The organism is Nitrobacter sp. NHB1 (assembly GCF_036964665.1).
Taxonomy (GTDB): Bacteria; Pseudomonadota; Alphaproteobacteria; order Rhizobiales; family Xanthobacteraceae; genus Nitrobacter.
On record NZ_JBAMDA010000001.1, the window covers coordinates 94,909 to 115,820 of the forward strand.

17 protein-coding genes and 1 pseudogene are annotated in these 20,912 nt (G+C 63.9%); 8 read left to right on the plus strand and 10 right to left on the minus strand.

The window, feature by feature from the left end:
- Position 1: 1 nt before the first annotated feature.
- From V4R08_RS00535 to galU, 3 genes are all read right to left on the minus strand, one after another.
- On the minus strand, positions 2-1,147 hold the full coding sequence (locus V4R08_RS00535) for an acyltransferase family protein (protein ID WP_335577537.1): 1,146 nt from the start codon (positions 1,145-1,147) through the stop codon (positions 2-4).
- A gap of 86 nt (positions 1,148-1,233) precedes the next feature.
- On the minus strand, positions 1,234-1,503 hold the full coding sequence (locus V4R08_RS00540) for a hypothetical protein (RefSeq protein ID WP_335577538.1): 270 nt from the start codon (positions 1,501-1,503) through the stop codon (positions 1,234-1,236).
- 5 nt (positions 1,504-1,508) lie between these two features.
- Positions 1,509-2,384, minus strand: coding sequence for a UTP--glucose-1-phosphate uridylyltransferase GalU (galU, locus tag V4R08_RS00545; protein WP_335577539.1), 876 nt, complete (start codon positions 2,382-2,384; stop codon positions 1,509-1,511).
- 253 nt (positions 2,385-2,637) lie between these two features.
- Between galU and V4R08_RS00550 the strand changes: the two genes are divergently transcribed.
- Complete coding sequence (locus tag V4R08_RS00550) at positions 2,638-4,056, plus strand: lytic murein transglycosylase (protein ID WP_335577540.1); 1,419 nt, start codon at positions 2,638-2,640, stop codon at positions 4,054-4,056.
- Between the two features lie 158 nt (positions 4,057-4,214).
- Entirely contained in the window at positions 4,215-5,840 is a 1,626-nt protein-coding gene (locus tag V4R08_RS00555; RefSeq protein ID WP_335577541.1) for an SGNH/GDSL hydrolase family protein, read from the plus strand.
- Positions 5,841-5,913: 73 nt separating this feature from the next.
- Here the strand turns inward: V4R08_RS00555 and V4R08_RS00560 are convergent, their stop codons facing one another.
- From V4R08_RS00560 to V4R08_RS00575, 4 genes are all read right to left on the minus strand, one after another.
- On the minus strand, positions 5,914-6,267 hold the full coding sequence (locus V4R08_RS00560) for a hypothetical protein (protein ID WP_335577542.1): 354 nt from the start codon (positions 6,265-6,267) through the stop codon (positions 5,914-5,916).
- 256 nt (positions 6,268-6,523) lie between these two features.
- On the minus strand, positions 6,524-7,978 hold the full coding sequence (locus V4R08_RS00565; protein WP_335577543.1) for a glutamate synthase subunit beta: 1,455 nt from the start codon (positions 7,976-7,978) through the stop codon (positions 6,524-6,526).
- A 217-nt stretch (positions 7,979-8,195) separates the two neighbouring features.
- Complete coding sequence (gltB, locus tag V4R08_RS00570) at positions 8,196-12,929, minus strand: glutamate synthase large subunit (RefSeq protein WP_335577544.1); 4,734 nt, start codon at positions 12,927-12,929, stop codon at positions 8,196-8,198.
- 538 nt (positions 12,930-13,467) lie between these two features.
- Positions 13,468-13,929, minus strand: a complete 462-nt coding sequence (locus V4R08_RS00575; protein WP_335577545.1) for an Hsp20 family protein — start codon at positions 13,927-13,929, stop codon at positions 13,468-13,470.
- Positions 13,930-14,152: 223 nt separating this feature from the next.
- On the opposite strand from V4R08_RS00575, the gene V4R08_RS00580 reads away from it, so the two are divergent.
- Entirely contained in the window at positions 14,153-15,097 is a 945-nt protein-coding gene (locus V4R08_RS00580; protein WP_335577546.1) for an alpha/beta fold hydrolase, read from the plus strand.
- A 76-nt stretch (positions 15,098-15,173) separates the two neighbouring features.
- Here V4R08_RS00580 and V4R08_RS00585 read toward each other — a convergent pair whose 3' ends face one another.
- The 3 genes and pseudogenes from V4R08_RS00585 to V4R08_RS00595 form a co-directional block, all read right to left on the minus strand.
- Positions 15,174-15,593: a DUF982 domain-containing protein gene (locus tag V4R08_RS00585; RefSeq protein WP_335577547.1), complete on the minus strand. Its 420-nt coding sequence runs from the start codon at positions 15,591-15,593 to the stop codon at positions 15,174-15,176.
- 313 nt (positions 15,594-15,906) lie between these two features.
- Positions 15,907-16,095, minus strand: a pseudogene (locus V4R08_RS00590) (transposase); the annotation flags it as partial.
- A gap of 182 nt (positions 16,096-16,277) precedes the next feature.
- Entirely contained in the window at positions 16,278-17,288 is a 1,011-nt protein-coding gene (locus V4R08_RS00595) for a polyprenyl synthetase family protein (protein ID WP_335577548.1), read from the minus strand.
- A gap of 153 nt (positions 17,289-17,441) precedes the next feature.
- Between V4R08_RS00595 and V4R08_RS00600 the strand changes: the two genes are divergently transcribed.
- The 5 genes from V4R08_RS00600 (at position 17,442) to V4R08_RS00620 (ending at position 20,910) form a co-directional block, all read left to right on the plus strand.
- Positions 17,442-17,690: a putative signal transducing protein gene (locus V4R08_RS00600; protein ID WP_335577549.1), complete on the plus strand. Its 249-nt coding sequence runs from the start codon at positions 17,442-17,444 to the stop codon at positions 17,688-17,690.
- Positions 17,671-18,444: a tRNA1(Val) (adenine(37)-N6)-methyltransferase gene (locus V4R08_RS00605; protein ID WP_335577550.1), complete on the plus strand. Its 774-nt coding sequence runs from the start codon at positions 17,671-17,673 to the stop codon at positions 18,442-18,444. The genes V4R08_RS00600 and V4R08_RS00605 overlap by 20 nt, the downstream gene beginning before the upstream one ends.
- Positions 18,445-18,633: 189 nt before the next feature.
- The gene (locus V4R08_RS00610; protein WP_335577551.1) at positions 18,634-19,515 is read left to right on the plus strand and encodes a S49 family peptidase; all 882 of its coding nucleotides are present in this window, start codon (positions 18,634-18,636) and stop codon (positions 19,513-19,515) included.
- Between the two features lie 126 nt (positions 19,516-19,641).
- Positions 19,642-19,833 carry a hypothetical protein gene (locus tag V4R08_RS00615; protein WP_335577552.1) on the plus strand — a complete coding sequence of 64 codons (192 nt, stop codon included), beginning with the start codon at positions 19,642-19,644 and terminating at the stop codon, positions 19,831-19,833.
- A 132-nt stretch (positions 19,834-19,965) separates the two neighbouring features.
- Positions 19,966-20,910, plus strand: coding sequence for a glycine--tRNA ligase subunit alpha (locus V4R08_RS00620; RefSeq protein WP_335577553.1), 945 nt, complete (start codon positions 19,966-19,968; stop codon positions 20,908-20,910).
- Positions 20,911-20,912 lie beyond the last annotated feature (2 nt).

Below are 20,912 nucleotides of genomic sequence, written 5' to 3' on the forward strand. Positions count from 1 at the left end.
CTCAGGGATTGGAACGCGCGACCAACTCCGGTTTTGACGGCCATCCCAGCCGTGCCGCGCAGCCGGTCAGGTGGCTCCGGATTACGCGCTGGAGCGGTCCTTCGACATATCGCCAGAGAATCCAGCTGGCGAAGCCGATGCCGAGGATGATCGCGGTCACGCCGAGTTTGGCGTTGGCCGGGGCCATCCGCACAAAAAGCGTGTAGCCGATCTGCTGATGCAGCAAATACAGCGGATAGGTTATTCCGCCGACCGCGATCACCAGTTGCGGCGAAAGCGGAAGCCGCTTGATTTGCGTCGCCAGCAGAATGGTCATGATGGAGGCGAGGCAGATCGCAGCCACGATCCATGCGTCGAATGTTGCGCCGGAGTGCGAGCGGAGCCAGGCCAGCGAATGAACCGCGTGGAAGACCGCCACACCGGCCGACAGACAGAGAATGCCGTAAAGCATGAGATCGCGCCGGCCGCGGTAGAACTCGTAGATCATCAGCCCGGTCGCGAAATAGCCGGCGTCATCCGCAAGAAAGACTACTTCGATGAAACGCGCGTCGATGGTCAATTCGTTGGCTATCGAGAGGAACAGCCAAGCCAGAACGATCGCATCGATGCGGCGCGGAAACAGCCCGGCTGCAATCAGCACCGTGACCCATGCGTAGAATGTCACCTCGATGACCAGCGACCAGTAGGCGCTGTCCATATAGGGATGATGCAGCGCCGGCGCGGCGATCAACAGGTTGGCAATCCACTGGCCTGCGCTGGTTGTGAAATCGGGTTGGCCGATCATCAGCACGGTCAGGAATGTGAGCGTCATGCAGAGTACGAAAGTCGGATAGATACGGCTGAAACGCGCGATGGCGAAACCGGTGGCGGTGCGCCCTTCGGCCGAATAGGCGATGACGAAACCGCTGATCACGAAGAACGCCGGAACGCCGAGAAATCCGTACATCGCAAAGGTGCCGATCTCGGGAATCGCGACGTGGGTGAAATCGCCGGTCGAGGGTCCGCGAAAGCCATAGTGATAGACAACTACGCTGAGCACCGCGACGAGGCGGAGCAGGTCCAGCGCTTGCACCCGCGATGATGTATCGGTCTTCCGTACAGGCGCGTCGTAGGTCATGAACTCGTATTCCGTGGTTATCGGAGACACTAGTCCCGCCGCGTTCGCGCCCGAATGGTTAATTCGATTCGTCGTTAAGTTGCACGATCTGGTGAAATTGAACTGGCCCGAGAGGCTTATTTGAAGCGCGGCCGTCGTGCGTCCGCTTTGCGGAAACGCACGCCCTCGTTGTCGCCAAGGCGTGTCGCGATATAGCCCGCCTCGATGCAGGCCTCGCGCTGCGGCATCTTTTCATCCGGCGCGCGTGTCGTATCCCACCATGACGCGCGCTGGGCCGCGCGAGGCAATGCCGCGTCGATGATTTCTTCGATCTGCGCAAAACCGAGTACGAACTCGACCGCAGTCTGCCGTTTCAAGTAGTCGCGCAGGGCATCGTAGTTCGGCACGGCTTTTACGCCTTGAGATATTTTTGCATTTCCGCGCGCAAGCCGTCGCGCAGATCGGCGCGCGCCATCCCGAATGCGATGTTGGCGCGCAGGAAACCCGCGCGCGAGCCGCAGTCGTGGCGTTCGCCCGCGAATTCGAGACCGTGGAAGGCTTGCGATTTCGACAGGGCGATCATGGCGTCGGTGAGCTGGATTTCGCCGCCGGCACCACGTTCCTGGGTCTCCAGAATCTTGAATATCTCGGGCTGCAGGATGTAACGCCCGGTGATGGAGAGATTGGAGGGGGCCGTGCCCTTTGGCGGCTTCTCCACCATGCCGTCGATCTCGAAAATATTGCCGCTGCGCTTGCCGACGCCGCAGATGCCGTAATTGTGGGTCATGTCGTCGGGCACGGCTTCGACCGCGACGATGTTGGATTTCGGTTCGAGGTTCTCCGCCGCCTGCATCATCTGCTTGAGGCAACCCGGCGTATTCAGCACCAGTTCGTCGGGGAGCACCACCGCGAAAGGCTCCTCGCCGACGATATCGCGGGCGCACCACACCGCGTGGCCGAGCCCGAGCGGCGCCTGTTGCCGGGTAAAACTCACGGCGCCCGCCTCAGGCTGGAATTGCGCCAGCACCTCCATCTCGGCCTTTTTGCCGCGCGCCTTCAGCGTTTCGTCCAGTTCGAACTGGCGGTCGAAGTGATCCTCGATCGCGCCCTTGTTGCGGCCGGTGACGAAAACGAAGTGCTCGATGCCGGCTTCCCTGGCTTCGTCGACCACGTACTGGATCAGCGGCCGATCGACGATCGTGAGCATTTCCTTCGGCATCGCCTTGGTGGCGGGAAGGACGCGGGTGCCGAGGCCGGCGACGGGGAAAACGGCTTTGCGGATTTTCATGTCGATTCTGCGGATTGTTTTGCGGGCGGGATGAGTGCGGTCTGTTGATATGATGTTAGCCGGTTTTGCAGCGCCGAACAAAGGCGGATCTGTGGTGGCGGCCGGATGGCAGGATCGGTCCAACCGCGACCAAATGTCGTCATCTCTCCGTGAAAAAAGACCCATCGTTAAGCCGATGGAAACCGTGACAGGGCCTCCTGAGATCGGGGATACTCATTGATACGGGTCAGGCATGGTTGCGACGGTGATGCGGATGCGCGGAACAGGAATGGCGGCGGCGGTCGTGGCACTTGCGGCGCTCGCGCTGCCGGGCGAGGCGCGCGCGCAGACGTCGAACGGCGACCCCATTCAGGGCTTTCTCGACAATCTCTTCACCGGTTCGCTCGCAAAAGGCGCACGGAGCGCATCGGCGGCCCCGCACAGAGGATCGGAAGCGCTTCAGCCTGCTCCGGCGCCCCGGCCCGCGAACTCGGCGTCGTCGTCCTGGAGCGGCGAGGATGGCGCATCGGGTCATCCGCTGATGACCGCGAGCGCGATTCGTCGGGCCGCGGCGAATTTCCCGAACTGCGTTGCGGCGATGTGGCCCGACGCGGCACGCCGTCACGTGACGCGCCGGAATTTCGAGCGCTTCACCGCGGGACTGTCGCCCGATCTGCGCATCATGGACCTGATGGACTCGCAGCCCGAGTTCACCAAGGCGATCTGGGACTATCTCGATATCCTGGTCAACGACGCGCGGCTCGCGCGCGGCCGCGAAATCCTCGCGACCTACAAGCCGCAGTTCGACGCGGCCGAGAAGACCTATGGCGTCGATCGTTACGCAATCGCGGCGATCTGGGGCATCGAGTCGAACTATTCGACCCGGATGGGCGATCGCAGCGTGTTGCGATCCACCGCGACGCTGGCCTGCGTCGGCCGTCGCCAGAAATATTTCCGCGACGAGTTCCTGGCGGCGCTTGAAATTCTCAATCGTGGCGACCTGCGACCGGAGCAGATGCGCGGCTCGTGGGCGGGCGCGTTCGGTCCCACGCAGTTCATGCCGACGGCGTTCAAGCGCTACGCGGTCGACGGCGACGGCGACGGCCGCCGCGACGTGGTCGACGATCCCGCCGATCTGATCGCGTCCACCGCGAACAACCTGAAGAAGGACGGCTGGCAGACCGGCAAGACCTGGGGCTACGAGGTCGTGGTGCCCCAAAACTTCAACTACATGCTGGCGGATCGCGCTAAGGCGATGACGCTCGCGCAGTGGGAGCATCTCGGCATCCGGCGCGTGGCCAACAAGACGTTCCCGCATCCCGCCGACCGCGCCTATCTGCTCGCGCCCGCCGGCGCCGACGGGCCCGGTTTCCTGATGTTGCAGAATTTCCGGGTGTTCATGAAGTACAACCCGGCGGAGGCCTATGCGCTGGCGATCGGCCACTTCGCCGACCGGCTGCGCGGCGGGGCGCCGTTCGTCCAGCCGTGGCCACGGCAGGAACGGGTGCTGTCCCGGGCCGAGCGACTGGAAATGCAGCAGCTTCTGGCCCGGCAAGGATTCTATCGCGGAACCCCCGACGGCCAGATCGGCAGCCTGACCCGGAAGGCGCTGCGCGGCTTTCAGGCTTCGATCGGGGCGCCTGCCGATGGATTTGCGTCGTCCGACGTGCTGGAACGGCTGCGGCGGCGGTGAAGGTCTGTCAGGGGCGCGGCAGTAGCGCTTCAGGACCCGGCACGCCGGCGCGCTCTTGACGCCGCGGGCCGATGCCCGGCTTATGAGGCGAAAGTCGCCCGCTTGCGGCCCGATTCCGCTATTACAGTCTTCGTCAGACTCTCTTTGCGATCGCGCACATGCCCGGACCGAAATCGCTGCTTCGCCGCCTGACCGAACGTGGGTTATTGATCGTGCTGGCCTTCGTCGTTGCGACGCTGGTCGCCGCGCCCGCGTCGGCGCAGTTCTTCGATTTCGGATTCCAGCAGCAGCGTCCGGCGCATCGCGGTGGAGGTGGCGGCTGGTTCGGCTCCGACAATCCGTTCTTCGCACCCTTTCAACAACCGCCGCCGAGGCAGCAGCACCAGCGGCACCAGCAGCAGCGGCCGGCCGAGAATTATTCGCACGCGCCGCCGCCCGAAAAACGCGACACCGTTCCCGAGCGCAATGTGCTGGTGCTCGGCGACGCCATGGCCGATTGGCTTGCTTACGGCCTTGAGGATGCTCTCAATGAGACGCCCGACATGGGCGTGATCCGCAAGCACAAGACCGTCTCCGGCCTCATTCGCTATCAGCCAAAGGGCGAGCCGGCCGATTGGGAGGCTGCGGCAAAAGCCATTCTCGCGACCGAAAAACCGGATGCCATCGTGGTCATGCTCGGCCTGCACGACCGCATGTCGATTCGCGAAGCGCCGGAGAAGGACAAGAGCGGCAAGGCGGAGGACAAGAAGAAGGCCGGCGCGGACAAGAAGGACGCGGACAAGAACGACAAAACGGACGCCGCCGCCAAGTCGGACGACAAGCCGGCGGATTCCGAACTGCCGCCCGACGAGGCCGACGGCGACCAGCTCACGACCGCCAGGGAGAAAAGCGCGCGCTCGCCCAGCGGTGTCGCCGAGTTTCGCAGCGATCGCTGGACCGAGCTCTACAGCCGGAAGATCGACGCGATGATCGCGGTCCTCAAGTCGAAGGGCGTGCCGGTGTTCTGGGTCGGCCTGCCTGCCGTGCGCGGCACCAAATCGACATCCGACATGCTGTTTCTCGACTCGCTCTATCGCGACGCGGCGGATAAAGCGGGCATCACTTATGTCGATATCTGGGACGGATTCGTCGATGAGGCCGGCCGTTACGTCCAGCAGGGACCGGACTTCGAAGGCCAGACCCGCCGGCTGCGGTCCTACGATGGCGTGTATTTCACCAAGGCCGGCGCGCACAAGCTCGCGCATTATGTCGAGCGCGAGATCACGCGCGTGCTGGCGGCCCGGTCTGGCCCGGTCGCAATCCCGAGCGAGCCCGGCACGCCCGACACCGACGTCAAACCGGGACAGCCGGCACCGCGTCCGCTGGCCGGACCGATCATACCCCTGGTGGCATCCTCGGTCGGGACCGATCAGTTGCTCGGCGGCCCCGGCAGCCGTCCCGCCGCGATCGATGGGCTGGCGGCGCGAACGTTGGTGAAGGGCGAACCGTTGTCCGCGCCGGCCGGGCGTGCCGACGATTTCGTCTGGCCGCGCCGTGAGGTTGGCCTCGAACCGGCCAAGGCCGACGCTCCGGTGGCGACGGCTGCGCCGAATGACGCCACGGCCCCGGCGTCGCCGCCGAAGAAGCCGCATCCGGCCCATTCCGCCGAGCAGGCCCGATCGGAAGGATCGTCGGGATTCCGCCCCCCGCCGTCGCCCCGGCAGGCGTCGAAACCGCGCGCCATAACGCGCTCGCCCGCCAATTCCGGACCGGCCGGATTTTTCTCGGACTTGTTCTCGCGATAGATTGCTGGGCCGGCCCCGCATGAGACGCAGCTCGGGAGAAATGTCTGATGAACTGGCGCGGGTCGTTGCGGTCTTATCCCCCGAGCTGCGCCCTGTAGTCGTCGAGTACGCCCTGCACGCGGTAACAGCTCGTAGCATCGGCCGTGAAGCTCATCCACTTTTTCTCGGCCACGACGAACACCTGCGAATCCTTCGCGCCGCGCGCATGGCCGGCCGCCATGTTGGCCTTGTCGGATTTCGAAAGATATGGGTCCAGCGCCCTCAGAAGGTCGTCGATCTGACCGGACGTAATCAAATGCTGCTCCTCGCAGCGCACGGCGGCGGCGAAGAAGGAACCGGCGCTGATGGCGACGCGACGTGACATCGCTTGCGCCGGCAGGGTCGGGATGATGACGATCCAGAAAACTATCCAACGCGATGCCGTCACTTTCGCCGCCCCCCACTTTGTCGTGAGAGTAACGTGCGGAGGACGGCGATCAATTCACAGATTGTCTCTGTGCACGGTTACGTTTGGGCGTGTGGATGACTGCTGGCGTGACCGGAAAAATTCGTCGATGCCGGCACGAGATCGCGCGCTGGAATGATTCTCGATGACGCGCGCCAATCCGAACTGGCATCATGCGGGCCCAGAGTTATTGCCGGGCGAGCCAGACGACGGCGGCGGAGCAACGGCGTTGCGCGGCTCACCGCGGCAGCGTGGTGGCTCCCATCAGCGTCTGGTCGATGGCGCGGGCGCACAGGCGTCCCTCCCGGATCGCCCACACGACCAGCGACTGGCCGCGGCGCATGTCGCCGGCCGAAAATACCTTGGGCAGCGAGGTCTGGTAGTCCTGCGTATTGGCGCGGACATTGCCGCGCTGGTCGAGGTCGAGGCCGAGCGTCTTGAGCAGGCCCTCGTGCACCGGATGCACGAAGCCCATCGCCAGCAGCACGAGATCGGCGTCAAGTTCGAATTCGCTGCCGGCGACCGGCTGGAACTTGTCGTCGACCTGCACGCAATGCAGCTTGGTCACCTTGCCCTCAGTGCCGGAAAACTTTTGCGTCAGCACCGCATAGTCGCGCCTGGCGCCCTCGGCCTGGCTCGACGATGTGCGCATCTTCAAGGGCCAGTTCGGCCAGGTCAGCGCCTTGTTCTCATGCTCCGGCGGCGCCGGCATGATCTCGAGCTGCGTTACCGACTTGGCGCCTTGCCGGAAGGAAGTGCCGATGCAGTCGGAGCCGGTGTCGCCGCCGCCGATCACCACCACATGCTTGCCCGTGGCGAGAATGTCCGGCGCGTCGAATTTCTCATTGCCATTGCGGCGATTCTGCTGCGGCAGGAAATCCATCGCGAAGTGAATGCCGCCGAGATCGCGGCCGGGGATCGGCAGATCGCGCGAGGCCTCCGCGCCGCCGGTCAAAGCCACGGCGTCGTAATCCCTGACGAGCTGCGCCGGGTCGATCGCGTCGGCTGCGCTGCCGCCGACCGCCTTGCCGTAATGGAAGGTGACGCCCTCGGCCTGCATCTGCGCCAGGCGGCGGTCGATGATGTGTTTTTCCATCTTGAAGTCGGGGATGCCGTAACGAAGGAGACCGCCTGCCTTGGCGTTCTTCTCGTAGACGTGCACCTCGTGGCCGGCGCGCGCGAGCTGCTGCGCGCAGGCGAGGCCGGCGGGGCCGGAGCCGACCACGGCGACCTTCTTGCCGGTCTTTTGCGCCGCGACCTCCGGCTTCAGCCAGCCGTTGTCCCAGGCGCGATCGACGATGGCGCATTCGATGGTCTTGATGGTGACGGGGTTGTCGTCGATGTTCAGCGTGCATGACGCCTCGCACGGGGCAGGGCATATGCGGCCGGTGAATTCGGGGAAATTGTTGGTGGAGTGCAGCGTGCGCGAGGCCTCTTCCCAGTTGCTGTTGTAGACGAGGTCGTTGAAGTCCGGGATCTGGTTGTTGACCGGGCAGCCGGGCGTGCCGGGCGCGACCGAACCGGTGCCGTGGCAATAGGGGATGCCGCAGTTCATACAGCGCGCGGCCTGGTCGCGCGTCTCCTTTTCGGTAAGCGGGATCACGAACTCGTCAAAGTTCTTTACGCGTTCCGCAACCGGCGCGTACTTGCGGTCGTGCCGCTCGATTTCCAGAAAACCCGTGATCTTGCCCATCGAACCTGATGTCCTTGCAACCAATTCTTCGTTCGTCACTTGCGAGGTCGAGACAAAATTCGCAACGCGAACTTTGCTCTTAGCGTTTGCGACGAAGCAATCCGGTCCTGGCTTGCAGCCCTGGATTGCTTCGCTTCGCTCGCAATGACGGCTTCAGTTAATCGTTGTCTGTTATCCTTTGACGCCCGCGGGCATCTCAGGGTGATGTTCTCGTTCGTTACGCCCCAATCGCGATCTTCGGCTCGGCGTCCGCATTGGCCTTCAATTCCTTCAGCGCGCGGCGATATTCAACCGGTATCACCTTGCGGAACTTCGGCAGATAGGCTTTCCAGTTCTCGAGGATGGCGGCGGCGCGTTTCGATCCAGTCAGTTTGGCGTGGCGCGTGACCAGCACATGCAGCCGCTCGACATCGGATTCCAGCAGGTTCTGGAACACGTCGACGCGCCCGTGCGCCTCGAGGTCGCCGGTGTGATGATAGGTCCCGGCATTGATCATCTCTTCCGACAGCACCGGTTCGAGATCGACCATCGCGAGGTTGCACAGCTTCGGAAAATTGCCGCTCTCGTCGAGGACGTAGGCGACGCCGCCGGACATGCCGGCCGCGAAGTTGCGCCCGGTCTTGCCCAGCACGACGACGATGCCGCCGGTCATGTATTCGCAGCAGTGGTCGCCGGCGCCCTCGACGACGGCGATCGCGCCGGAGTTGCGCACGGCGAAGCGCTCGCCGGCGACGCCGCGGAAGTAGCACTCGCCCTCGATCGCGCCATACATCACGGTGTTGCCGACGATGATCGACTCTTCCGGCACAATGCCGGAGTTTGCCGGCGGCCGCACGATGATGCGCCCGCCGGAAAGGCCCTTGCCGACATAGTCGTTGCCTTCGCCCTCAAGGTCGAAGGTGACGCCGCGCCCGAGCCAGGCTCCGAACGCCTGTCCCGCCGTGCCCTTGAGGTGGACCTGGATGGTGTCGAGCGGCAGGCCGGTGTGGCCGTAGACCCTGGCGACAGCGCCCGACAGCATTGCGCCTGCCGAACGGTCGGTGTTGTTGATCCCGGTCTCGATCGTCACCGGCGCGCCGCGATCGAGCGCCGGCTTCGCCTGTGCAATCAGCTTGCGGTCCAGCACCTTGTCGAGGCGATGGTTCTGCTCCTCGGCGTGATAGATTTTCTGGCCCGGCGCTTCCTTCTGCCGGTAGAACAGCTTCGAGAAGTCGAGCCCCTTGGCTTTCCAGTGCGTCACCAGCGCGGTCTGGTCGAGCATCTGCACCTGGCCGATCATTTCGTTGAAGGTGCGATAGCCGAGCTGCGCCATGATCCCGCGCACTTCCTCGGCGACGAAGAAGAAGAAGTTGATGACGTGCTCGGGCTGGCCGGTGAAGCGCTTGCGCAGCACCGGATCCTGGGTCGCGACGCCGACCGGGCAGGTGTTGAGATGACACTTGCGCATCATGATGCAGCCGGCGGCGATCAGGGGCGCGGTGGCGAAGCCGAATTCGTCGGCCCCGAGCAGCGCGCCGATCACCACGTCGCGTCCGGTGCGGAATCCGCCGTCGACCTGCACGATGATGCGCGAGCGCAGCCTCTCTCGCACCAGCGTCTGATGGGTTTCGGCAAGCCCGATCTCCCACGGCGAACCTGCGTGCTTGATCGAGGTCAGCGGCGAGGCCCCGGTGCCGCCCTCGAAGCCGGCGATGGTGACGTGATCGGCGCGGGCCTTAGCGACGCCCGCGGCCACTGTGCCGACGCCGATCTCGGAGACCAGCTTCACCGAGACCAGGCCGTCCGGATTGACGTTCTTCAGGTCGTAGATGAGCTGCGCGAGATCCTCGATCGAATAGATGTCGTGATGCGGCGGCGGCGAGATCAGGCCGACGCCGGGCGTCGAATGGCGCACGCGCGCGATGGTGGCGTCGACCTTGTGGCCGGGCAACTGTCCGCCTTCGCCGGGCTTGGCGCCCTGCGCCATCTTGATCTGCATCATGTCGGAGTTGACGAGATACTCCGTGGTGACGCCGAAGCGGCCGGAGGCGACCTGCTTGATCGCGGAGCGCATGGAATCGCCGTTCGGCATCGGCTTGAAGCGGTCCGCTTCCTCGCCGCCTTCGCCGGTATTCGATTTGCCGCCGATGCGGTTCATCGCGATCGCGAGCGTGGTATGCGCCTCGCGTGAGATCGAGCCAAAGCTCATCGCGCCGGTGGCGAAGCGCTTGACGATCTCCTTCGCCGGCTCGACCTCGTCGAGGGCGACAGGCTTGCGCTTCTCGTCCTCGGCGGTCTTGAGCCTGAACAGGCCGCGCAGGGTCAGCAGGCGCTCGGACTGCTCGTTGAGCGTCTTTGCAAACGCACGATAGCGCTCCTGTGAATTGCCGCGCACGGCGTGCTGCAGGTTGGACACCGACTCCGCGGTCCAGGCATGGTCCTCGCCGCGGGTGCGGTAGGCGTATTCGCCGCCGACATCGAGCGCGGTCTTGTAGATATGCATGTCGCCGAACGCATCCGCATGGCGGCGCACGGTCTCTTCCGCGATTTCGGCGAGGCCGACGCCCTCGATGCGGGTGTGCGTGCCAGTAAAATACTTTGCGACGAACTCGGCTTTCAGTCCGACGGCGTCGAAGATCTGCGCGCCGCAATAGGACTGATAGGTCGAGATGCCCATCTTCGACATCACCTTGAGCAGGCCCTTGCCGATCGACTTGATGTAGCGCTTGACGATTTCCTTGTCGTCGAGACTGCTCGGCAGGCGGTCCTTCATCGCGATGATGGTCTCGAACGCGAGATAGGGGTTGATCGCCTCGGCGCCGTAGCCGGCGAGGCAGGCGAAGTGATGCACCTCCCGCGACTCGCCGGATTCGACGACGAGACCGACCGAGGTGCGCAAGCCCACGCGGATCAGATGATGATGTACGGCGGCGCAGGCGAGCAGCGAGGGGATCGGAATCCGGTCGATGCCCACCATGCGGTCGGACAGGATGATGATGTTGACGCCCTCGCGCACCGCGGCTTCCGCGCGCGCGCAGAGTTCGTCGAGCACCTGCTCCATGCCGGCCGCGCCGAGGCCGGCATGGAAGGTGATGTCCAGGGTGCGCGAGACGAACTGCGATTCCGCGACATCGGAGATCGAGCGGATCTTCTCGAGGTCGGCGTCGGTGAGGATCGGCTGACGCACCTCGAGCCGCTTGGTGGAGGCGAGGCCTTCGAGATCGAACAGGTTCGGCCGCGGTCCGATGATCGAGACCAGGCTCATCACCAGCTCTTCACGGATAGGATCGATCGGCGGGTTGGTGACCTGCGCAAAATTCTGCTTGAAGTAGGTGAAGAGCTGCTTGGGACGGTTCGACAGCGCCGAGATCGGCGTGTCGTTGCCCATCGAGCCCGAGGCTTCCTCGCCGGTGGACGCCATCGGCGTCATCAGGATGTTGATGTCTTCCTGCGAATAGCCGAACGCCTGCTGACGATCCAGCAATGGCAGGTTCGAGCGCGTAGCCTTGGCCGGCGCGTCCGGCAGGTTCTCGACCTGGATCTGGGTGCGGCCGAGCCATTCGCGATAGGGATGGCTGTTCGCCAGCGCGGCCTTGATCTCGTCGTCGGGAATGAGGCGCCCCTCATCGAGATCGACCAGCAGCATCTTGCCGGGCTGCAATCGCCACTTGGTGATGATCTGATCCTCGGGAATCTTGAGCACGCCCATCTCGGACGCCATCACGATGCGATCGTCGCTGGTGACGAGATAGCGCGCCGGCCGCAGGCCGTTGCGGTCGAGCGTGGCGCCGATCTGGCGGCCGTCGGTGAACGCGATCGCCGCCGGGCCGTCCCACGGCTCCATCAGCGCCGCGTGATACTCGTAAAACGCGCGGCGCTGCTCGTCCATCAAGGGATTGCCCGCCCATGCTTCGGGGATCATCATCATGACCGCGTGCGCGAGCGAATAACCGCCCTGCACCAGGAATTCGAGACTGTTGTCGAAGCAGGCGGTGTCGGACTGTCCTTCATAGGAGATCGGCCACAGCCGGCTGATGTCTTTGCCGTATACGTCCGAATGCACCGACGCCTGCCGCGCCGCCATCCAGTTGACGTTACCGCGCAGCGTGTTGATCTCGCCGTTGTGCGCGATCATGCGATAGGGATGGGCCAGCGACCAGGTCGGGAAGGTGTTGGTGGAGAAGCGTTGGTGCACCAGCGCCAGCGCCGACTCGAAATCCGGCTCGTGCAGGTCGGGATAGTAGCTGCCGAGCTGGTCGGCGAGAAACATTCCCTTGTAGATCACGGTGCGGCACGACATCGACGCCGGATAATAACCGGAAAGGCCGCGCTCCCGGCGCTGGAAGATCGCATGCGAGATCGACTTGCGCAGCATATAGAGCCGCCGCTCGAATTCGTCGTCGGTCGCGGCCGTGCCGTTGCGGCCGATGAACACCTGCATGTTGGCGGGTTCGGTCGGCTTGACGGTTTCGCCGAGCGAGGAATTATCTGTCGGCACCTCGCGCCAGCCGAGCAGGGTCAGGCCGTCGGCCTTGATCTGGTCGGCGATGATGCTCCGGATGACCTCGCGCCAGGCGGTCTCGCGCGGCATGAACAGTGCGCCGACGGCGTATTCGCCGGGCTTCGGCAGCGTGAAGCCAAGCTCCTTTGCCTTGCGCGCAAAAAAACCGTGCGGGATCTGCACCAGAATGCCCGCGCCATCGCCGGCGCGCGGATCGGCGCCGACCGCGCCGCGATGTTCGAGATTGCAGAGAATGCTGATCGCGTCGGAGACGATCTGATGGGACTTCTTGCCCTTGATGTTGGCGATGAAACCGACGCCGCAGGAATCCTTTTCCTGGCTGAGGTCGTAGAGACCTTCCGCCGGCGGACGCCAGGTATGCTCATGCGCGTGTTCAAGCGGTTTCGTGACCGAATCCGCTGTCAGTGATTCCAGCCCGATGTTCTCCCGCTCGAACGATGGCCCGCTCATCTTGGTCCAGTACCCTTTCCCGGCCGGGATCTGGCATCCCGAAACGCAATCCGCATCTTTGGCACCCCGGACGTTCGCGGCGCCCCTATGCAACCCTGGGAGCCACCACTCGTACGTCGCGAGTCGAAGTTTTGAGAATTCAAACCAGGCGCCAACGTCCCCGGCGGATAACCGGCCTGCCGTGCCCATATCCGGGCGTCGGACGTCCGCATTTCGCGGTAAGACATCATGCCAAGCTGACCGTCAAATTAAGACAGCCTTGCTGTCCTAACAGTGACACTGCCAAATTTTTATCTATCACACAAGCGTCTGGGAGTCCCTGATTGCTTGGAAGTTATGCTCAAGGCGCGGCGGGGGCGGCGCCCCGGATTTGAAGCAAACACGCCCCGATCCGGCCCAAGCGCCCGGATAGGGGCAGGGAGCATCCCCGCGCGCGGGGACGACTCAGGCATTCACCCAGTTGGATGCCGTTCAAAACAAAAGCGCCCCGGCAAAACCGGGGCGCTTCCGTATTCGACGACCGTAGCCGAAATCTGGATCAGGCGGCCGCCCTCTCGACGACCGGCGCGGAGGGGGCGCTGGCCGCGATCGGAATGCTGCGGGGCTTCTTGGCCTCCGGGATCTCGCGGACAAGATCGACGTGGAGCAGGCCGTTCTCCAGCGAGGCGCTCTTCACCTGCACGAAGTCGGCGAGCTGGAAGGCGCGTTCGAAGGCGCGGGCCGCGATGCCGCGATACAGCACCTCGGACTTGTCCTTGCCGTTTTCGTTGGCGACCTTTTCGCCCTTGATCGTCAGCGTGTTTTCTTTCGCGACGATGGAAAGCTCGTCCTGGGCGAAGCCGGAAACGGCGACGCTGATACGATACGCGTTCTCGCCGGTGCGCTCGATGTTGTAGGGCGGGTAGCCCGGCGCATCGCCGTTGGCCTGGTCAAGCAGGTTGAAGAGGCGATCGAAGCCGACGGTGGAACGATAAAACGGGGTGAGGTCGAAAGTACGCATAGGTCAGTCCTCCATTGAGCGACATTGAATGGACCCGCCCGCCAATCGGGCCGGGCTTTCGTCTGTGTGCAGCCTGATGTTCCGGTTCCGGAAACACTGGTAGCGGCCTGCACTGAGATGATATGGGAAGAACTCCAGACGCCTTCAAGAGGCGGGACGCGCTTGCTTTTCGACGTTCCCGCCCTCTTGCTTTTCAGGGCTTTTTTCTCCAGCCGGTCCGGTCATGAGGCTTGTTTCGATCCCCGCAAATCCGGTTCCGGACGATTACGTCAGCGGCACCGTCAGGACCTCCGACGGGGTCGATCTGCGCTTTGCGCGCTGGGCGCCGCCGCCGGGGCGAAAGGGGACGGTCTGCGTGTTTACCGGGCGCGGCGAGCAGATCGAAAAATACTTCGAGACCGTGTGCGATCTGCGAGACCGCGGTTTTGCGGTGGCGATGATCGACTGGCGGGGGCAGGGGCACTCGGCGCGGCAGTCGCACGACCCGCGCAAGGGTTACGTGCGCCGTTTCTCCGACTATGAGATCGACGTCCAGTCCTTTGTGGAGCAGGTGGTGCTGCCGGATTGTCCGCCGCCGTACTTCGCACTGGCGCATTCGATGGGGGGCGCGGTGCTTGTGCGGGTGGCACACGCCGGCAAGCGCTGGTTCGACCGCATCGTGCTGTCGGCGCCGATGATCGATTTGCCGGGACATACCACCTCGTTTCCGGCGCGCGCGCTGTTGCGCGCGATGCGGATGTTCGGACAGGGCGGTCGTTACGTTCCCGGCGGCAGCGACCAGCTCACCGGCGTCGCCGACTTCATCGATAATCCTTTGACCAGCGATCCCGTCCGGTTCGCCCGCAACGTCGCGATCCTCGAGGAGGACCCGACGCTCGGAATCGCCTCGCCGACGGTGGCGTGGGCGGATACCGCTTTCCGGGCGATGGACGAATTTCGCACCGTGAATTATCCGTCGAAGATTCGCCAGCCGCTGCTGCTGATCGCGGCCGGCGCCGACACCATCGTCTCCACCCCGGCGATCGAGGAGTTCGCCTATCATCTGCGCGGCGGCTCGCACCTCGTCATCGCCGGATCGAAGCACGAAATCCTGCAGGAACAGGATCGCTACCGCACCCAGTTCTGGGCGGCGTTCGACGCCTTCGTGCCGGGGACGCCGCTGTTCTAGAGCGCTTGCCGTACTGATGGAGTCAGAACGGGCGCTCCGAGCCATTGAGTAGTACCTCTCGAGGCTCCACAGCTAGTTAGAATGGTTCGCGGAACGACGCTCCCACTGGTCGTCGTGGCAGGTGTGGACGAAGGTCGTCGCCGAACGCTTGCTCAACCACAAAACGTTTTTCGATTTCGAAGACATTCCGCGCGGCAGGCTCGCGACCGCGATGCGCGATTGAAGCACGAAACTTTGGCGGTGACCGTCGCGGGTTCGGGATCGAAAGGCCGGCAGCGTCCAATGCGCGTTTCAACGCTTCGCGTGCCCGCTCCGGCGATGCCCATCCATCTATCGCATCGCGGCATAAATGAACTGCAAGTCTATAGGAAGTGTTTTCGACACCTCGCCAATAGCAAAGAAGGTATTCAAGTCCTTCCCATGCGCTACGGATCGTATAGTGGCTGGTCTCGTCCAACTTCGCCAGCAAAGGATTACGAAACGGCCTATCAGCCATAACTTCTCTCCCTTCAGTTTCGTAGTTTTGGCGGCAAGTTGTGATTCGCCGCTACGATCAAGCTAATCCTGAAGCAGGTTTATTCAAGGCAGGATTGGTATGCGATCGTCGAGGAGAAGTCGGGGCGAACCCCTTCGCGGTCAAGCTTGAAGCCGCGCATTGCTTTGATGTGTCGATACCATATCTCATTCATACCATATCTCGTTCATCAGTGTTCGGATTGGGAACGAATTGTATGATCAAAGACATTATATTTTAGTATTTTATTTTTCATCTTGAACGTGACTCCTCTCGCTGCGGCGACGATTAGCTGTTTGAGCCAGATGGCGATGGCGGCGAGTTTGACGAAGCCCATGAAGTTGACGAGCAGTTTGTCGTAGCGGGTTGCGACGCGCCTGAACTGCTTGAGCTTGTTGAAGAAGCGCTCGATGATGTTGCGCTTCTTGTAGAGGATCGGCGTCGTAAGGACGCCGATCTTTCGGTTCCGCTTTGGCGGGATGACGTCCTGGCGCCGCCGTGGGAATCCCAATTCCGTTAAATCGTCATTCCGGACGCCGCACGAGCGACGATCCGGGATCCATAATCCCGGTGTCAGCTGACACAGCGAGACAGTGGTTATGGATTCCTCGATGGGCAATTGCACATCTCAGGCTCGATGCTTCGCATCGCCCCGCCGGCTTGTAATCAGTGCGACCGCGCCAGGCAAAACGCCACGACCTGCTCCAGGGCGCTCTTCATCGGCGACGGCGGAAACAGCGCCAGCGCATCGACCGCCATCGCGCCGTAGTGCTGGGCGCGGTTGAGCGTATCCTCCAGCGCGCGATGCTTGGTCATCAAGCCGATGGCGTGATTGAGATCGTTGTCGCCGATCTCGCCTTGCTCGAGCGCTCGCACCCAGAATTCTCGTTCGATATCGTTGCCGCGGCGGAATGCCAGCACCACAGGCAACGTGATTTTGCCTTCGCGGAAATCGTCGCCGACGTTCTTGCCGAGCTTTGCCGACTTGCCGCCATAGTCGAGCACGTCGTCGACGAGCTGGAAGGCGATGCCGAGGTTCATGCCGAAGCTGGCCGCCGCGGTTTCCTCGGCCTTCGGACGACCGCCGAGCACCGGACCGACCTCGCAGGCGGCGGCGAACAGCTCGGCGGTCTTGCGGCGGATGACCGCGAGGTATTCGTCCTCGGTGGTGGCGGTGTTCTTCGCCGCCGCGAGCTGCATGACCTCGCCCTCGGCGATAGTGGCCGCCGCCGACGACAGGATGTCGAGCGCGCGCAGTGAGCCGACCTCGACCATCATGCGGAACGCCTGTCCGAGCAGGAAGTCGCCGACGAGAACGCTGGCCTCGTTGCCCCACACCATGCGCGCCGACAGTTTGCCGCGGCGCAGCTCGCTCTCGTCGACCACGTCGTCGTGCAGCAGCGTTGCGGTGTGCATGAATTCCACGGAGGCCGCGAGCTTGATGTGGCCGTCGCCGGAATAGCCGGCGAGATGGGCCATTGCCAGCGTCAGCATCGGGCGCAGCCGCTTGCCGCCGGACGAAATCAGGTGGTTGGCGACTTCCGGGATCATCGTGACTTCCGACCCGGTCCGCGACAGGATGGTGGCGTTGACGCGGTCCATGTCGGCGGTGACGAGCTCGACGATCTGGTCGATGGAGCCTGTCGAGTGGCTTTCGAATGGGACAATGACCGCCAAGCAAGGATCTCCGGTTTGCGGAATTCGCGCCGTTTCCAACCGCCGCACAATAGAAAGTGCCGGTCGGCCCGGCAAGCGCAGGTAGTTGTTGACATGGAGCCGTTGACATGGGCCACAGGGGTGTGAAGCTGAGCGCGCCGGGAGAACGTGACGTTGCGGGAATTGGTTCGAACCAACGACGTGGTGCTGGTGTCGGCGATCGGCGCGCTGCTGGACGGCGCCCACATCCATCATCTGGTGCTGGACCAGAACATGAGCGTGATCGAGGGATCGCTCGGCGTTCTGCCCCGCCGCATTCTGGTGCATGACGACGACAATCGCGAGGCGCGCCAGCTTCTCACCGAGGCCGGGCTGGGCCACGAATTGCGGCCCGATGACGCCGATGACCGGCGCACGACCTGACGTTGGCGAGGATGCCTTTCTCGGCGGGCGGCTGCGGCTGTATCAGCCTCTGTCCGGCCATCGCGCCGGCCACGACGCGATGCTGCTCGCCGCCGCGACGCCGGGCAAGCGCGGCGACCGTATCGTTGATTTCGGGGCGGGCGTCGGCGCCGCCGGGCTCGCGGTAGCGACGCGGGTTGCCGGCATCGACCTGGTGCTGGTCGAGCGCGACGAAACCCTCGCCGATCTGGCGCGCCGCAATGCGGTTCTCAACGCCATCGCGGCGCAGGTCTGCACCCTCGATGTCACAGGCCGGGCGGAGGTTTTCGCAAGCGCCGGTCTCGGCCCCGACAGCGCCGACGTGGTCCTGATGAACCCTCCGTTCAACGATTCGGAGCGGCACCGGCCGTCGCCGGACGAGAGCCGGCGCGCAGCGCATGTCGCGGAGCCTGCCACGATCGAGGCATGGGTCCATGCGGCGCGGCGCCTGCTGAAATCCGGCGGCGTACTTAGCCTGATCTGGCGCAGCGACGGTCTGGCCGAGGTGCTGGCGGCGCTTGGCCGCGGCTTCGGCGGCGTCGCGATCCGGCCGGTGCATCCGGACGCGCGCAAACCGGCGATCCGCGTCCTGGTTCGCGCGGTCAAAGGGAGCCGGGCGCCGCTCAGGCTCTGTCCGGGTCTGATGCTCAGCGACGAGACCGGCCGGCCCGGCAAAGAGGCTCAGGACGCTCTCGCCGGCGGGCGGGCTCTTGCCATGACAGAAGAGTTCTTGTGAACCCGCGCTGCTAACCGCGCTGCCTTTCGTCACCGGACCGTTGCGGAAGTTTGCCCGACGGCTTTGGAGCGGTTCTGAAGCGAATTGTCGTGAGAAGGCTACCGATAGCCATCCCCAGTAGATAGATATTATCTCCATGTTAATCAGGCGGTTGCGTGATGACGAATTGCCAAGCTTCAGGGAAACGCCATGAGTGGACGGACGAGAGCAGCGCTGATGAAACTGGTTCCCAAGCGGTGGCGGCGCGGGACGCCGGTGGTGCCGGTGGTACGGTTGTCCGGCGTGATCGGCGCGGTGACGCCGCTCAGGCCGGGCATGACGCTCGCGGGCGTTGCCAAAACGCTGGAGCGGGCGTTCGCGGTGGACAACGCCAAAGCGGTGGCGCTGCTGGTCAATTCGCCGGGCGGTTCGCCGGTGCAGTCGCGCCAGATTTTCCTGCGCATCCGGCAGCTCGCGCAGGAGAAAAAGCTTCCGGTGTTGGTGTTCGTCGAGGACGTCGCCGCCTCCGGCGGCTACATGATCGCCTGCGCTGGCGACGAGATATTCTGCGACCCCTCGTCGATTCTGGGCTCGATCGGCGTGGTCGGCGGCAGCTTCGGCTTCACCGAGCTGATCAGGAAGATCGGCGTCGAGCGCAGGCTGTATACCGCGGGCGAACACAAGGCGACGCTCGATCCGTTCCTCCCCGAAAATTCCGACGATGTGGCGCGGCTGAAAACAATCCAGCGCGAGATCCACGCCACCTTCATCGAACTGGTCAAGACAAGCCGCGGTGCGCGGCTGAAGGGCGAGGACGATCTTTTGTTCACCGGCGAATACTGGGCGGGTGAGCGATCGGTCGCGCTCGGCCTTGCGGACGCGATCGGCGACCTCCGCTCGACGCTGCGGGCGCGGTTCGGCGACAAGGTCTTGACGCCGCTGATCGCGCCTTCGACCGGTCTCTTGGCGGGGCTGCTCGGCCGCAAAGCGGGAGCCGGAACCCTGACCTCGTTCGATGGCGCCCTGGGGATGCCGGACGACCTGATCTCGGCGCTTGAGACTCGGGCGATTTGGGCCAAGTTCGGCTTTTAGGCCCCACTCCCGCCGAAATCCGCGCCAATTGGTCTCGGTACGCGCCATTGCGGGAACGATCGGGTTGGGCCAGAATATATATCAGTATCAATAAGGGGGGCGATGGATGAAGACGAGGATCGACCGATGCCGCCGCTGATTGCACTCGCAGCTACCCTGGGTGGGCTGGCCGCAGTCCGCTGGCTCTACCGAACCGCCAAGCGGATCAATCACGAACTCCAGGAGGCGCGGATGGCCCACGTTGCCGAAGCGGCCCGCTCCCGCGAAATTCCGACGCTGCGGCGCGATCCCCGCACCGGCGCCTACCGGCCTGACTAGCGCGTATTCCGCCCCGCTCAATTGCCGGCAATTCCGGTAACCGTTGTTCCGTCATCGCCTTGATTTGGGAGACACGCGCCGATACGGTCCCCGCGCGCCGACGAAGTACGCGAATCCCCGAAAAACGGCCCGATGGACTCCTTGCCCCCGCACATGCGCCCGGAACGCTCGTTCCAGGGCCTGATCCTGACCCTGCAACGCTACTGGGCGGACTTCGGCTGCGTGATCCTGCAGCCCTATGACATGGAGGTGGGGGCGGGCACCTTTCATCCCGCGACCACGCTTCGCGCGCTGGGTCCGAAGCGCTGGAACGCGGCCTATGTGCAGCCCTCGCGCCGGCCCAAGGACGGCCGCTACGGCGAGAACCCGAACCGCCTGCAGCACTACTATCAGTTCCAGGTGATCCTCAAGCCGTCGCCGCCGGACATCCAGGACCTCTACCTGAAATCGCTGGCCGCCATCGGTGTCGACAGCGCGCTGCATGACATCCGCTTCGTCGAGGACGACTGGGAAAGCCCGACGCTGGGGGCTTGGGGACTTGGCTGGGAGTGCTGGTGCGACGGTATGGAAGTCAGCCAGTTCACCTACTTCCAGCAGGTGGCGGGCGTCCAATGCGCGCCGGTGGCGGGCGAACTCACTTACGGGCTGGAGCGGCTCGCGATGTTCGTGCAGGGCGTCGACCGCGTCTACGATCTCAATTTCAACGGCCGCGAGGGCACCGACAAGGTGACCTATGGCGACGTCTTCTTGCAAGCCGAGCAGGAATATTCGCGGCACAACTTCGAGCATTCCGACGCCGACATGCTGTTCAAGCAATTCGCGATGGCAGAAGAGGCCTGCAAAAAATATCTCGACGCCGGGTGGCAGAAAAATCCGAAAGAGCCCGGCAAGCGCGAGGCGCATCTGATGGCGCTGCCGGCCTACGACCAGTGCATCAAGGCGAGCCATGTCTTCAACCTGCTCGACGCGCGCGGCGTGATCTCCGTGACCGAGCGGCAGAGCTACATCCTGCGAGTGCGCGAACTGGCGAAAGCCTGCGGCGAGGCGTGGCTCCATACAGACGCGGGCGGCGTCTAAGC